This window comes from Streptantibioticus rubrisoli (genome assembly GCF_024436055.1).
GTDB classification, from domain to species: domain Bacteria; phylum Actinomycetota; class Actinomycetes; order Streptomycetales; family Streptomycetaceae; genus Streptantibioticus_A; species Streptantibioticus_A rubrisoli.
Genome location: NZ_JANFNH010000028.1, coordinates 36,165 through 50,386, shown reverse-complemented (window position 1 = coordinate 50,386; position 14,222 = coordinate 36,165). Strand labels below are relative to the sequence as shown.

The window sequence follows — 14,222 nt, the reverse complement described above, 5'->3', positions numbered from 1 at the left end:
CCCCAACTGCCCGTGGGGGAGCCGCTCTTGTGTGCGCCGCGCCGGGCGCGCTACCTGGCCCGCACAACGGCCGGGACCAGGCGGGAGACCACCCGGGCCGCGACCGCGGCGACGGTGAGGGCGGGCGGCACGCTGCCGGACGATCCGTGCAGCAGCGAGCTGTCGACCACGTACAGGCCCCGGTAGCCGCGGACCGCCCCGCGGTCGTCGGTGACGATGCCCAGCGGTACGCCGCCCACCACGTTCCCGCCGGTCGTGCCGACCTTGGCGAACGCGGTGCGGCTGCCGGGGTTGGCGGTGTTGAGCCGCTCCAGCGTGTCCTGGACCGCGCTGGCCATCCGGGTCACCCGGGGATCGTCCACCGGCCAGCTCAGTACCACGTCGTCCTTGGCGGAGTCGTAGCGGAACGAACCGAGCGCGGGTGACGGGCAGGCGCCGATGGTGGTGATCCACCCCTGGCCCGAAGGCGCGTCCGGCCAGGGGAAGTTGAGCAGGGTGACCGGCGCGTACGGGTTGTCCTGCCAGTCCTTGACCAGGATCGAGGAGGGACCGCCCTGGGTGGGGTTGTTCTCCGGCATTCCGGTGCGAGCGGTGATGACCTCGCTGTTCCCGACCTTGGTGCCCAGCGCGTCGGGCAGGTCCGGTAGGGCACCGGCCGCCTTGGCCCGCATCAGCAGCCGAGTGGTGCCGAGCGTTCCGGCGGCCAGGACCAGGTTCCCGGTGGCGATGTGGTGGCGGGCCAGCACGGTGCCGCGCTCGTCGATGGTGTCGTACTCGACCACATGGCCGTTGCCCGCGGGACGGATCGCGGTGACCACGCTCAACGGCCGGACCTCCACCCGGCCGGTGGCCTCGGCGCGCGCGAGGATGGTGCGGTCGACGCTGCGCTGCGCACCGCTGTTGACGCCGAAGAGGTTCAGCCCGGCGATCTCCGCGGCCACCCGGGTCCCGGCCATCTCCGCGCGGATGACATCCCAGTCCACGGCCAGGTCGACCAGTTCGTACGGGATGCCCGCCCTGGTCAGCTGGTCGGCGAAGGACCGCGCGGCGGCGTAGAAGTCGGAGTCGTAGACGTCCTTGGGGATCGGGCTACAGCCGATCAGTTCCCGGGCCTGCGGGTACCACGTCCCGGTCATCTCCTCGTGGTCCAGGACATCGCCGAACGCCTGCCGGAACAACTCGGCGGACGGTTCGACCATCGTGGCGTTGCTCAGCAGCGAGGCGCCGCCCACCCCGGCCGCGGCGATCATCGTCAGGCCGTCCCCGTCCAGGGACTCCAGGACGCCGGTGTAGACGTCCAGGGTCTTGTCGGTCAGCGGGGAGCTGGGGCTCAGCCAGGAGGCGCGCCCGTCCGGGCCGCCCGGGTCCGCCTGGGTGGTGAAGGTGTCCCCGCGCTCGGAGACCGGCCATCGGCGGCCGCGCTCCAGGACCAGGGTGTCCACTCCCGCCTCGGCGAGCCGCAGCGCGGCGATCGACCCGGCGTATCCACTGCCTACGACCACTGCGTCGGCCTGGTGTTGCTGGACTTCCACGAGACGGCCTCCATCATCGGAATCGGTGTGCGGGTTCGGGCACGGCCGCGGTCACACGGCCGCGCACCGCGAAGTTCGCTGAGCGCGTTGGTGGTTCGATGGGGGTCGGCTGAACAGCGGTCAGCCAGCCACCGCCGCCAGCGTGCGGGAGAGCAGCCGGGCCGCGTTGCGGGCGAGCGGGACGTCGTCCTCGCAGGCCACGATGGAGTGCTCGACCAGCAGCCGTCCGACCCTGGCGGTGATCACGGCGAACCGCAGTCCGGCGAAGACCTCGTACCAGCCGAGGTGCGGCGCCACCGACCGGCCGGTCAGCTCCTCATAGCGGGCGACGGTGGCGGCCCGGTCCGGCAGGCCGGTCAGCCGCTCGGCCCCGATGCCCTCGCTGAGGTGCCGGTCCAGGTACAGGTACCAGGCCAGGTCGGCCTCGCCCGGGCCGAGCGAGACCATCTCCCAGTCGAGCACGGCGGCCGCCCGTACCCCGCGGAAGACGATGTTCCCCAGCCGGGCGTCGCCCCACAGCAGACCGGGGTCGGCGGGCTGCGGCGGCAGTGCGCCGCGCAGCAGCCGCAGGGCGTCGCGGACCTGCGGCGAGTCGGCGCAGCCGAAGTAGCCCAAGTGCTCCTCGTAGAAGTCGAGTTGGTCGGCGAGTGCGACCGGCGCGGTGGCGGAGTCGGCCAGGGACCGCAGGCCCAGCCGCCGAGGGTCCAGCCGGTGGACGCGGTGCAGGATGTCCACCCCGCTCCACCACAGCGCCTCCCGTGACCCCTCGTCGAGTGCGGCGACCGGCCCTTCCCGGTGGTAGGACGGCAGGTCCGGCGGCACCCAGCCGTCCTCCCGCGACATCACGTAGAAGGGCGCGCCGAGCACCTGCGGATCGGGTTCGTAGCCGTACACCACGGGGACGGGCACGTCGGTGGCGGCGAGCGCGCGCAGCACCTGGTACTCCTCGTGCAGCCGGGAGACCGGCATGACCTGGTACGTGGGCGAGGCGACCCGGACGACCAGCCGCTCGCGGTGCGGACCGCCCGCCGTCGGCCACACCGCGTCGACCAGCAGGGTCTCGTGCGAGAAGCCCGACCGCTCGGGCAGTTCGACCTCGACCCGTGGATCGGCCGCGCCCGGCAGCCGGTCGGTGAGCCACGCGGCCAGCCGTCGCTGGGTGACATCGCGATCGCGCTGCTGGGGAACGGGCACGTCAACTCCTCGGCGTGGCAGGCTGCTTGGTACTGGTCCGATGGTGGCCGCGGCCGCTGGGGGGACGGTGGTGGCCGGACCGGGCCAGCCGTGCCGTGAGCCGTACCCGCCGGTTCCTTCACCGAGCGTCCATCCGCTCCCCATGCGCGGTTGTCAGCATCTGCCTCGGCAACGAGTCCACCGGGGAGGTCAGTATGGGCACGGCTCCGCCCGTCCGGTCCCATGTCGATCCACAAGCGTTCCGCCAGGTCCTCGGCCATGTGCCGACCACGGTGACCGTGGTCACCGCCGGGACCGACGAGGGACCGGCCGGCCTGGTGGTCGGCTCCTTCGTCTCGATCTCCCTGCGTCCCGCCCTGGTCGGCGTGTTCATCGACGAGGCGTCGGTCAGCTGGCCGGCGATCCACCGCACCGGGTCGTTCGCGGTCAACGTGCTGGCCCATGACCAGCAGGCGGTCTGCGCCCGCTTCGCGCGCAGCGGCGGGGACAAGTTCGCCGGGCTCGACCACCGGCTCTCGCCGCACGGCCATCCGCTGCTGCCCGGCACAACCGCCTGGCTGGACTGCGAGATCGAGGACGTCCGGAAGCTGGGCGACCACTTCTTCGCGCTGGCCGGGGTGACCGACCTGGGCACCTCGCAGGGCGTGTTGCCGATGGTCTTCCACCGCGGCGCCCTGCACACCATCGCGGACGGCTCCGCGCCCGGCTCCTGAGCCGTAGTCCCGGCGGTGTCCTGCCAGGTCTACAGCAAGCCTCCAGACCGTCCCTCCAGGCTCCCAGTGGTAGCGGCAGCGACACAGACCCTTTGGAAGGGGACAGCCATGACGACGGAGCAGCAGGCCAGGGTGGCACTGGTCACCGGGGGAACCAGGGGTATCGGCCGCGCCGTGGCCAGCACTCTCGGTGCGGCGGGGATCAAGGTGTTCCTCACCGCGCGGACCTGCGAGGACGTGACCCGTACGGTCAAGGAGCTCGCCGAGCGCGGCGTCACCGCCGACGGCGTCGCCGCCGACGTGCGCGAGGGCGCGGACATCACCCGTGCCGTGGCCACCGCGGTCGACCGGTTCGGCACCATCGACGTCCTGGTCAACAACGCCGGACGCAGCGGCGGCGGCGTCACCGCGGAGATCACCGACGAGCTCTGGTACGACGTGATCGAGACCAATCTGAACAGCGTCTTCCGGATGACCCGTGAGGTGCTCACCGCCGGTGGCATGCGCGAGAAGTCGACCGGGCGCATCATCAACATCGCGTCGACCGGCGGGAAGCAGGGCGTCGTCTTCGGCGCGCCCTACTCGGCCTCCAAGCACGCGGTGGTCGGCTTCACCAAGGCGCTCGGCCTCGAACTGGCCAAGACCGGCATCACCGTCAACGCGGTCTGCCCCGGCTACGTGGAGACGCCGATGGCCCAGCGGGTGCGCGAAGGGTACGCCGCGCACTGGCAGATCAGCACGGACGACGTACTGGAGCGGTTCAACGCCAAGATCCCGCTGGGGCGTTACTCCACACCGGAGGAGGTCGCGGGGCTCGTCGGCTATCTGGTGACGCCGGCCGCGGCGCCGATCACCGCGCAGGCCATCAACGTCTGCGGCGGCCTGGGCAACTACTGACGCCCCGTCACGCACCGCCGCCCGCGTTCCGCCCACCCCGACACCCAGACACACGGAAAGCCGGTCATCACCATGCCACAAACGCATCACGCACAGCACACCATCACCGTCGCGGCCCCGGCGCGGACCGTGTACGGCATCGTCGAGGACGCCGCCAGCTGGCCGCGGGTCTTCCCGCCGTCGGTGCATGTGGAGCGCACCCCGGTCAACGAGGGCGAGGAGATCATCCGCATCTGGGCCACGGCCAACGGGGAGGTGAAGAACTGGACTTCACGGCGGCGGCTGGATCCGGTGGGTCTGCGGATCGCCTTCCGCCAGGAGGTCTCGCAGCACCCCGTGGCCTCGATGGGCGGCGACTGGCTGATCACCCCGCTGACCGAGGCCAGTTGCGAGGTCGTGCTCAACCACGACTTCACCGCCGTCGACGACGACCCCGAGCACGTCAGCTGGATCACCAGGGCGATGGACCGCAACAGCGCCGCCGAACTGGAGACCCTCAAGGCCACCGCCGAGCAGGCCGGGCGCCTGCCTGAACTGCTGCTGAGCTTCGAGGACGAGCTGCGGATAGCGGGCTCGGCCGCGGACGTCCACGAGTTCGTCTGGCGGGCGGACCGGTGGGAGGAGCGGCTGCCACACGTGGCCCGGGTGGAGCTGACCGAGCCGTCGCAGCACACACAGGTGCTGGAGATGGACACCAAGGCGAAGGACGGATCGCAGCACACCACGCGATCGATACGGGTCAGCTTCGCGCCGCGCCGCATCGTCTACAAGCAACTGCTCGTCCCCGCCCTGATGACCGCGCACACCGGGGAGTGGCTGCTGCGCGAGGAGGGCGGGGTCACCACGGCCACCTCGCGCCACACGGTGGTGCTCAAGCCGTCGGCGGTGACCGAGGTGCTCGGCGCGCGGGCCACGGTGGCCGACGCGCGGGAGCTGGTGCGCGGCGCGCTGAGCGCCAACAGCCTGACGACGCTGCGGCACGCCAAGGAGTTCGCCGAGCGGCGCGGTGTCCGCGCCGCCAACTGAGGACGCCGCGAGCCGTCGGGTCCTGCCCGAAACCCGCGTACGGGCCGTGCACCGCGTTCCCTTCACGGAGGCGGTGCACGGCCCTTGTCGATCAGTGCGGCGGGCACACCGGAACAGCTTGCACCGAACAGGTTTTAGGTACACACTGTTCCATAGATTCGGAGCTTCTTGCTCCACACATTGCTCGTCCGCTTCGACGTTCGTCACGCATCCACGTATCGAGAGCTCATGACAGGGAGTGACTCGTGCCCGAATCCAGCGGCCGTTCGGCGGCGTCCCAGCTGAACGCCTCACCACCGGTGGACCTCGCCCCCACGACCGCCAGTACCCACAAGGGCCTGGCACTGGCGGTCATCGCGATCGCCCAGCTGATGGTGGTGCTCGACGTCTCGATCGTGAACGTCGCCCTGCCGTCGATCCAGACGGCCCTCAAACTCTCCCCGACCAGCCTGGAGTGGGTGGTCAACGCCTACGCGCTCGCCTTCGGCGGCCTGCTGCTGCTCGGCGGGCGCATCGCCGACATGTGGGGCCAGCGCAGGACCCTGATCGCGGGGCTGGTCGTGCTGACCGCCGCGTCCCTGTTCGGCGGTATGGCGACCGGCCAGGCCTGGCTGCTGACCGCGCGTACCGCGCAGGGCGTCGCGGGCGCGCTGGTGGCGCCCTCCGCGCTCGCCCTGCTGGCCGGCACCTTCGCCGAGGGCAGCGAGCGCAACCGCGCCATGGGCATCTACGCGGCGGTGTCCGGCGCGGGCGGCGCGCTCGGCAACGTACTGGGCGGCGTCTTCACCGACCAGCTCAGCTGGCGGTGGGTGCTCTTCGTCAACGTGCCGATCGGCCTGTTCTCACTGCTCGCCGCGCCCCGGGCGTTCCGCGAGTCCCAGCGCAACCGCGGTCAACTCGACCTGGCGGGCGCCCTGTCCGCGACCGCTGGCATGACCCTGCTGGTCTACGGCTTCATCCACGCCGCCTCGCACACCTGGGGCGAGACGGGCACCATCGTTCCGCTGATCGCCGGCGGCCTGATCCTGGCGGCCTTCGTGCTCATCGAGGCCCGCAGCCGCTCGGCACTGATGCCGCTACGGCTGTTCGCCAACCGCAACCGCTCCGGCGCGTACGCGATCATGCTCACCCTCGGTGCGGCGCTGATCGCGGTCTTCTACTTCCTGACCCTCTTCATGCAGATCGTCCTCGCGTACAGCCCGCTGAAGACCGGTTTCACCTTCCTGACCTTCGCGGTCGGCGCCGGTGTCATGTCGGGCGTGTGCGGCAAGGTACTCGACCGTACGGGGCCGCGGCCGGTGCTGCTGGTGGGCACGCTGCTGTCGGCGGCCAGCCTCTTCTGGCTCTCCAGGCTCAGCCCGACCGGCGGCTACACCTCCGACCTGCTCGGTCCGCTGCTGCTGTTCGGCGGCGGCGTGGGCCTGTGCTTCGTACCGCTGACCCTGTCGGCCGTCGCGGGGGTGCGGGACGAGGAGTCGGGTGTCTCCTCCGCCCTGCTCAACACCGGCCAGCAGGTGGGTGGCGCGCTCGGGCTCGCGGTGCTCGGCACGATCGCCGCCACCGCCACCAAGAACCGGGTCACCTCGCTGCTGGGCAGCGCCGCCGCGCAGCAGATGAACAACCACAGCGCCTCCGAAGCCGGGTCGATGCCGCCCCAGTTGAAGCACGCCATCTTCGACTCGCTCACCCACGGGTGGAGCATCGCGTTCCTGGTGGGCGGCTTCGTGCTGGTCGGCGCGTGCCTGATCGCCGCCGCGGTCATCCGCGTCTCGGCCGAGGAAGCGGCCGCGAGCAAGAACGCCGGCGTCGTCATCTGACGCGGGCACGCGGTGGCCACGGGCGGCACCGGCACCCCCTTCGCCGGTGCCAGCCAGCGGCCCGGACGAACAACACCCACGTGCCACCGGGCACATGACGACAAGGAAGTCACCCCTTGAGCACCAACGCGGAACCCAGCACCAACAGCCGCATCGACCTGACGATGATGTACGCCACCCACAACGCTTTCCGGCGCGACCTGACGCTCCTGGTGTCGGCATCGGACGGGACGCAGAACTGGGCGGCGTACAAGGCGGGTTGGCAGACGTTCAAGAACTACCTGACGATCCATCACACCGCCGAGGACGTGGCGCTCTGGCCGATCATGCGCAAGAAGCTCGCCAACCGGCCCGACGACCTGCGGCTGCTGGAGGAGATGGAGGCCGAGCACGCGGAGCTCGACCCCATGATGGACGCCGTCGACACCGCGATCGCCGAGTCCAACCGGTTAAGGCTGCGGGAGTACACGGAGGACCTGTCCACCACGCTGCTCGGCCACCTCGACCACGAGGAGGCCGAGGCGCTGCCGCTGCTGCAGTCGGTGCTCACCCCCGAGGAGTGGGCGTCCTTCGGCGCCGAGCAGCGGCGCAACGTCGGCATCAAGGGCGGCCCCGCGTTCTTCCCCTGGCTGCTCGACGGCGCCCCGGAGGCCACCCAGCGCAGGGTGCTGGGGCTGCTGCCCGCGCCACTGCGGCTGATCTACCGTGCCGTGTGGCGTCCGCGCTACGTGCGGCAGTCGCCGTGGAAACTCGCGCGCGCCTGACCGCCGCCGCCAGCCCGGCTCGCGGCGGCGAACCGCAGTCCCGTCCCTTCCGTTTCGCCGGCCCCGGCGCCTCGGCGGCAGCCGGGGCCGGCCGTTGGAGAGAAGTCAGCAGTGAAAGAGCCCCAAGCGCCGCTACCGCCGCGCTGGCCCCTCCTGTTATTCCGCACCATCGCCACCCTCGAAGCGCTCCTCAGCCTGGCTGAGACGTCCCTCGCGGGCAGCTTCCTCAACGGGCACTACGACATGCTCAAGGCGCACCGGATCACCGCCATGGTCATCGTCGCGGTCGCCGTCGTACAGGCCGTCGCCGCCTTCCTGGTCCGACGCGCCGGGCGCGTTCCCGCATGGCTGCTGCCGACCACCCTGCTGCTGCTGATCGCACTGGTGGGACAGACGGGCCTCGGGTTCTCCCGGGTGCTGGCGGCGCACGTCACGCTCGGCGTGATCGTGGTGGCCTGCCTGCTGCTGCTCACCGGCTGGTCCTGGCGGACCCCGCTACCGGCCGCGGACGGCGGGCGGCACACCGAGGCGGCCGACGAGCCGATCGGGGTCTCCTCATGAGTGCGGGCGGCACACCCGCGGCGGCCCGGCGGCTGACCCGGCGCCGGTTCATCGGCGCGGGCTCCGCGGTGGTGGGCGTCGGCGCGATCGCCGCCGTCGGCTGGCCGTTGCTGCAGGGCCAGGGCAGGCCGGGCCATCTGCTGCCCAGCCAGGTGCCGCTGCCCAGGCCGTACCAGGTGCCGCTGCCGGTACCGCCGGTGCTCGAACCGGCGCGTTCCGACGGCACGAGCGACAGCTACGAGATCACCCAGCACCAGGCCGACCTGCACATCCTGCCCGGGCTGCGCACCAGGGCCTGGACGTACGGCGGCAGTTTCCCGGGGCCGACGATCGTCTCGCGCTCCGGACGGCGCACCGTCGTGCGGCACCGCAACGAGCTGCCGCAGCCGGTCGTGGTGCATCTGCACGGCGGCCACACCCCGGCGGCCAGCGACGGCTACCCGGTCGACCTGGTCATGCCGGTGTCCGGTGGCGGCGATCCGATGGCCGGTATGGACATGCCGGGGATGGATGGCATGCCGCGGATGTCCGGTGACATCGCCCACGGCGAGCGCAGCTACACCTATCCGGTCAACCAGCGGGCGGCGACCCTGTGGTACCACGACCACCGGATGGGCTTCACCGGACCGGGTGTCTGGAAGGGGCTCGCGGGCTTCCACCTCGTCCACGACGACGAGGAGGACGCCCTACCGCTCCCGCGCGGCGAACGGGACATCCCCCTGATGATCGCCGACCGGTCCTTCGCCGCGGACGGCTCCTTCCGGTACCCGGCGATCGACCCCGCCATGCACAGGGCCGGAGTGACCGACGCGTACACCAACGGGGTGCTCGGCGATGTCGTGCTGGTCAACGGAGCGCCATGGCCGGTGCTCCAGGCCGACCGGGTGCGCTACCGGCTGCGGCTGCTGAATGCCTCCAACGCCCGCGACTACCGGCTGGAGTTGAGCCCGCAACCGCCGGGCGGCGCGGCGTTCGTACAGATCGGCGGCGACGGCGGGCTGCTGGCGCGGCCGGTGCGGCACGACGCCCTGGAGCTCTCCCCCGCCGAACGCCTCGACGTGGTGGTCGACTTCTCCCGCTACCGTCCCGGCACGAAGGTGCGGCTGATCAACCGGTTCGGCTCGGGGCCCACCAGCGAGGTGATGCGGTTCGACCTCTCCCCGTCCGGGCGCCCACCCGCCGACGACTCCCATGTGCCCGACCAGCTCAGCGAGTTGGCCGCACTGGACCCGGGCAAGGCGGCGGTGACCCGTACCTTCGCCTTCCAGCAGAGCGAGAAGGGCGGCTGGACGATCAACGGCGAGCTGTACCAGCCCGGTCGCACCCTGGCCCGGCCGAAACTCGGCACCACCGAGGTGTGGCGGTTCGTCAGCGACTTCCATCACCCCGTCCACCTGCACCTGGAGCACTTCCAGGTGGTCTCGCGCAACGACGCCGATCCGGGTCCGTACGACGCGGGTTGGAAGGACACGGTCAGCCTGCGCCCGTCGGAGGCGGTCGAGGTCGTCACCCGATTCACCGACTACCCGGGCAAGTTCATGCTGCACTGCCACAACCTGGAGCACGAGGACATGGCCATGATGGCCGACTTCGTCACCGAATGAGATCTGCCGCGGCATCCCTGCGCGCCCCCGTCGCGCGGGGGTGCCGCGGTCACCGGCTCGCCCGTGCTCCCATCGCCTCCTCACCTGCGCACCACTGGTTCACCAGCGCCTGATCCCAGTCTCGAACCGAAGAGGCGGTCCAACTGGTCACTGGAGTGAAGGTGGTTGCCGGGTGAAGGCACTCGTCACGACGGAAGACAGTGGCTTCGGGCTGCGCATGGCCGATGTGCCGGAGCCCGAACCGCGCCCCGGTCAGGCGCTGGTCGAGGTGCGCGCGGTGGCCGTCAACCGCGGTGAGCTGTCCATGATGGCCATGCTCCCGCCCGGTTCCCAGCTCGGCTGGGACATCGCGGGCACCGTGCTGCGTCCTGCGGCCGACGGCAGCGGACCAGCGGCCGGAACCCGGGTCACCGGCCTGGCCGACGGCGCGGGCTGGAGCGAACTGGCGGCGGCGGACACCGCCCGGCTCACCCCGGTACCGGACGATCTGGACTGGACCGCCGCCACCGCGATCCCGGTCGTCGGCCTCACCGCGCTCTACGCGCTGCGCCACGCCGGGCTGCTCCTCGGCCGTACGGTGCTGGTCACCGGTGCGGGCGGCGGCGTCGGCCGGATGGCGGTCCAACTGGCGGCCGCCTCCGGAGCCCGGGTGGTCGCCTGGGTCGGCTCCGCGGAGCGCGCCAAGGGCCTGCGGGAACTCGGCGCGGCGGCCGTCAGCACCTACGACGCGGAGGAGACCGGGCCGGTCGACGTACTGGTCGACAGCGTGGGCGGGCAGGTACTGAACCGGGCCTACCGCCTGGTGGTGCCCGGTGGCAAGGTCATCGTCTACGGCAACACCACCCGCAGCGAACTCAACCTGCCGGTGGACTGGGGCCACGCCAGGCCGGGCGTCCAACTGCGCTATGTCCACCTCTTCCACGAGTTGCCGGCGCACCCGGTCACCCGGGACCTCGGCTTCCTCGTCCAGCGGGTGGCCGACGGCCTGCTCGACCCTCAGGTGGCCACGGTCGCCCCATGGACCGACGCCGAACCGGCGCTGCGCGCTCTCGCCCAGCGCCAGGTCAACGGCAAGGTGGTACTGACCATCTGACCGGTCGCGGGGGGAGGCGGCGCGCGCCGGACCCGGTGCGGCCCCGCCGTCACCGAGCGGCCCGGCGCGCGCCGAACCCCGAGAACGCGATCACGGCGAGAACGAACAGCAGCCCGGCGGTGACCCGGTAGCCGACGGCGACCGCGTTGGCGAAGTCGACCACCACCTCGGAGTGCAGTGCGGCACCGTGCTTCGCCGCCTCGGCCAGCGCGGCCGACGCGGAGTGGACGTGCCCGGCCAGCGCGGACGGCAGCTGATCGGTGAACCGGATGCTGAGCACGGTACCGATGGTGGCGATGCCCAGCGCCGCCCCCAACTCCCGGGCCGCGCTGTTGAGTCCGGAACCCACGCCCGCCTGGTGCTGCGGCAGCGAGGAGACCACGCCCGCTGACAGCGACGGCATGGCCATGCCGACACCGAGCGCCATCACCATGAGGTAGACGGTGTAGAGCAGGTACGGCGTGGCCCGCGTCGCCGTGGACAGCAGCAGTAGCCCGACCACCAGCAGCAGCAGTCCGATGCCGATGGTGGTCCGCGCACCGATCCGCCGGGCCCAGCTCACGCTCGCCTGGGTGACCACCATCATCCCGACCGCCATCGGCACGATGGCCAGCCCGGTCTGCAACGGTGAGAAACCCTTGACGTACTGCAGGAACTGGGCGTTGACGTAGAACAGCGCGAACATGCCGAAGAACGAGGCGCCGACACCGACGGTGCCGGAACGCAGACGCGGCAGCTTGAACAGCCGCGGGTCGAGCAGCGGGTGGGCGGTGCGCAGTTCGTAGCGGGTGAAGGCGGTCAGCAGAACCACGGTGGCGGCGAAGCCGCCGAGCACCGGCACCGACCCCCAGCCGAGCTCCGGCCCCTCGATGATGCTGAACAGCAGCGGCACCAGCCCGAGGACCAGCAGCACGGACCCGACCAGGTCGAGCGACGCCGGGTTGCGGCGGGTACGCGGGGTCACCAGCGCCACCACCGACAGCAGCACCAGCGAGACGGGCACGTACACCCAGAACAGCACCCGCCAGGAGAAGTACTGCAGGATCACCGCGCCCCCGGCGTTGCCGACGATGCCGCCGATGGCGACGGCCGCGCTCCAACTGGCGATCGCGGAGGGGCGGCGCTCAGCGGGCACCACGTGCAGCAGCACCGACATCGAGGCCGGCATCACCAGTGCCGCACCGGCCCCGGCCAGGCCGCGCCCCGCGATGAGCACGGCGACACCGGACGCCGCCGCACTCATCGCGGCCCCCGCGCAGAAGACGCCGATTCCCAGCAGCAGCAGGCCTTTGCGGCCTAACCGGTCGCCGAGCGCTCCGGCGGGTATCAGCAGCCCCGCGAACACGATCACATAGGCGTCGACGATCCACAGCATCTGCGAGGAACTGGGATGCAGACTGCTCGCCGAGAGCTTGGCTATCGCGAGGTTGATCGCCGCGACCAGCGACTGCAGGGTGAGCACGCAGACGCACATCAGCACCAGAGTGGGACGTTGCGGAGGCATACGGGCGTGCTGTGCGACACCTGAACTGCGCGTCGTGGCAAGAGACATGGACACATCCTGGCTAGTTGTTCCAGAGACAAAGCCGCTGGAGTCTCGAGCGATCGCGGATTGCGTGCGGCGGCGGATCAGGCGCCGCGGAACATCTCGGCGACGAGGAAAGCGAGGTCGAGGGACTGGTTCCGGTTCAGTCGCGGATCGCATGCGCTCTCGTACTTCAGGTGGAGGTCCCCGTCGGTGACCTCATGTGCGCCGCCAAGGCATTCCGTCACATGTCCCCCCGTCAATTCGATGTGAATTCCCCCGGGATGTGTCCCGAGGGCGCGGTGCACCTCGAAGAACCCCTTCACCTCGTCGACTATGTGGTCAAGTCGGCGGGTTTTGTAACCCCCCGACTTGAACGTGTTGCCATGCATCGGATCGCAGGACCAGACGACCTGTGCCCCCGAAACCGCTACCTTCGCGACCAGTTCCGGTAGCACATCCCTTATCTTATCCGCGCCCATGCGGGTAATGAACATCAACCGGCCAGGTTCCCGATTCGGATCAAGACGGTCGATGAGCGCCAGGGCGGTATCCGCGGTGGCGTCCGGTCCGAGTTTCACCCCGACCGGATTGGCCACCCGGGCGGCGAACTCGATGTGGGCGCCGTCCAGTTGGCGGGTCCGCTCGCCGATCCACACCATGTGCCCGGACAGGTCGTACAGCTTCCCGGTGCGGCTGTCGACCCTGGTCAGCGCGGATTCGTAGTCCAGCAGCAGCGCCTCGTGGCTGGTGAAGAACTCGTCGAAACGCATGGTGGCCGGGTCGGCGCCGCAGGCCCGCATGAAGCGCAGCGCGGCGTCTATCTCCGCGGCCAGTTCCTCGTACCGGCGACCGGCCGGGGAATCCGCGACGAATTCCCGGTTCCACTCGTGCACCTGGCTCACGTCGGCGAATCCGCCCGCGGTGAAGGACCTCAGAAGATTCAGTGTGGCGGCCGATGACTGGTACATCCGCTTGAGCCGGTCCGGGTCCGGAGTGCGTGACCGCGCCGTGAAGTCCAGGCCGTTGACGGCGTCACCGCGGTAGGTGGGAAGCGTGACCCCGTCCCGCGTCTCGACCGGCTCGGAACGCGGCTTGGCGTACTGACCGGCGATCCGGCCGATGCTCACCACCGGCAGCGCCGCGCCGTAGGCCAGCACCGCCGACATCTGCAGCATCGTCTGCAGCTTGTCGCGGATCTGCTCCGCTGAGACGGCGTCGAACGTCTCCGCGCAGTCGCCGCCCTGGAGGACGAACGCCTCGCCGCGTGCGACGGCCGCCAGTCGGCGGCGCAGCAGGTCGCACTCCCCGGCGAACACCAGCGGTGGAAGGGCGCTCAGCTCGGCGGTGGTGGCGGCCAGGGCCGCCGGGTCAGGCCAGTCAGGCTGCTGGGCGGCGGGCAGGCCGCGCCAGGAGCGGACGGTCCGCGCGGCGCTTCGGGAGGCGGTGGGGCGGCCCGGTTCACGGCCGGGCTGACTCGGTTGGTTGGTAGTCAT

Annotated in this window: 12 protein-coding genes; 8 read left to right on the top strand and 4 right to left on the bottom strand. The window is 71.0% G+C overall.

Features of this window, described 5'->3' with window-relative positions; all coding sequences use genetic code 11:
• Window positions 1-50: 50 nt before the first annotated feature.
• The gene (locus NON19_RS33450; RefSeq protein WP_255930409.1) at window positions 51-1,532 is read right to left on the bottom strand and encodes a GMC oxidoreductase; all 1,482 of its coding nucleotides are present in this window, start codon (window positions 1,530-1,532) and stop codon (window positions 51-53) included.
• A gap of 120 nt (window positions 1,533-1,652) precedes the next feature.
• A complete protein-coding gene (locus NON19_RS21495) occupies window positions 1,653-2,726 on the bottom strand; it encodes a phosphotransferase family protein (protein WP_255930408.1) in 1,074 nt (357 codons plus the stop codon).
• A 194-nt stretch (window positions 2,727-2,920) separates the two neighbouring features.
• Between NON19_RS21495 and NON19_RS21490 the strand changes: the two genes are divergently transcribed.
• From NON19_RS21490 to NON19_RS21455, 8 genes are all read left to right on the top strand, one after another.
• The gene (locus tag NON19_RS21490) at window positions 2,921-3,439 is read left to right on the top strand and encodes a flavin reductase family protein (RefSeq protein WP_255930407.1); all 519 of its coding nucleotides are present in this window, start codon (window positions 2,921-2,923) and stop codon (window positions 3,437-3,439) included.
• A gap of 108 nt (window positions 3,440-3,547) precedes the next feature.
• The gene (locus tag NON19_RS21485) at window positions 3,548-4,336 is read left to right on the top strand and encodes an SDR family NAD(P)-dependent oxidoreductase (RefSeq protein WP_255930406.1); all 789 of its coding nucleotides are present in this window, start codon (window positions 3,548-3,550) and stop codon (window positions 4,334-4,336) included.
• Between the two features lie 72 nt (window positions 4,337-4,408).
• Window positions 4,409-5,362, top strand: coding sequence for an aromatase/cyclase (locus NON19_RS21480; protein WP_255930405.1), 954 nt, complete (start codon window positions 4,409-4,411; stop codon window positions 5,360-5,362).
• Between the two features lie 245 nt (window positions 5,363-5,607).
• Entirely contained in the window at window positions 5,608-7,179 is a 1,572-nt protein-coding gene (locus NON19_RS21475; protein WP_255930404.1) for an MFS transporter, read from the top strand.
• A 116-nt stretch (window positions 7,180-7,295) separates the two neighbouring features.
• On the top strand, window positions 7,296-7,943 hold the full coding sequence (locus NON19_RS21470; protein WP_255930403.1) for a hemerythrin domain-containing protein: 648 nt from the start codon (window positions 7,296-7,298) through the stop codon (window positions 7,941-7,943).
• A gap of 111 nt (window positions 7,944-8,054) precedes the next feature.
• Entirely contained in the window at window positions 8,055-8,504 is a 450-nt protein-coding gene (locus NON19_RS21465) for a hypothetical protein (protein ID WP_255930402.1), read from the top strand.
• A complete protein-coding gene (locus NON19_RS21460) occupies window positions 8,501-10,108 on the top strand; it encodes a multicopper oxidase family protein (protein WP_255930401.1) in 1,608 nt (535 codons plus the stop codon). Before NON19_RS21465 ends, NON19_RS21460 begins: the two co-directional genes overlap by 4 nt.
• Window positions 10,109-10,280: 172 nt before the next feature.
• Window positions 10,281-11,201: a zinc-binding dehydrogenase gene (locus NON19_RS21455; RefSeq protein WP_255930399.1), complete on the top strand. Its 921-nt coding sequence runs from the start codon at window positions 10,281-10,283 to the stop codon at window positions 11,199-11,201.
• A gap of 49 nt (window positions 11,202-11,250) precedes the next feature.
• On the opposite strand, the gene NON19_RS21450 is transcribed toward NON19_RS21455, so the two are convergent.
• Together NON19_RS21450 and NON19_RS21445 are read right to left on the bottom strand one after the other, a co-directional pair.
• Window positions 11,251-12,705 (bottom strand): MFS transporter, encoded by a 1,455-nt coding sequence (locus tag NON19_RS21450; RefSeq protein ID WP_255930397.1) that lies wholly within the window; start codon window positions 12,703-12,705, stop codon window positions 11,251-11,253.
• Window positions 12,706-12,830: 125 nt separating this feature from the next.
• Entirely contained in the window at window positions 12,831-14,222 is a 1,392-nt protein-coding gene (locus NON19_RS21445) for a class II 3-deoxy-7-phosphoheptulonate synthase (protein ID WP_255930395.1), read from the bottom strand.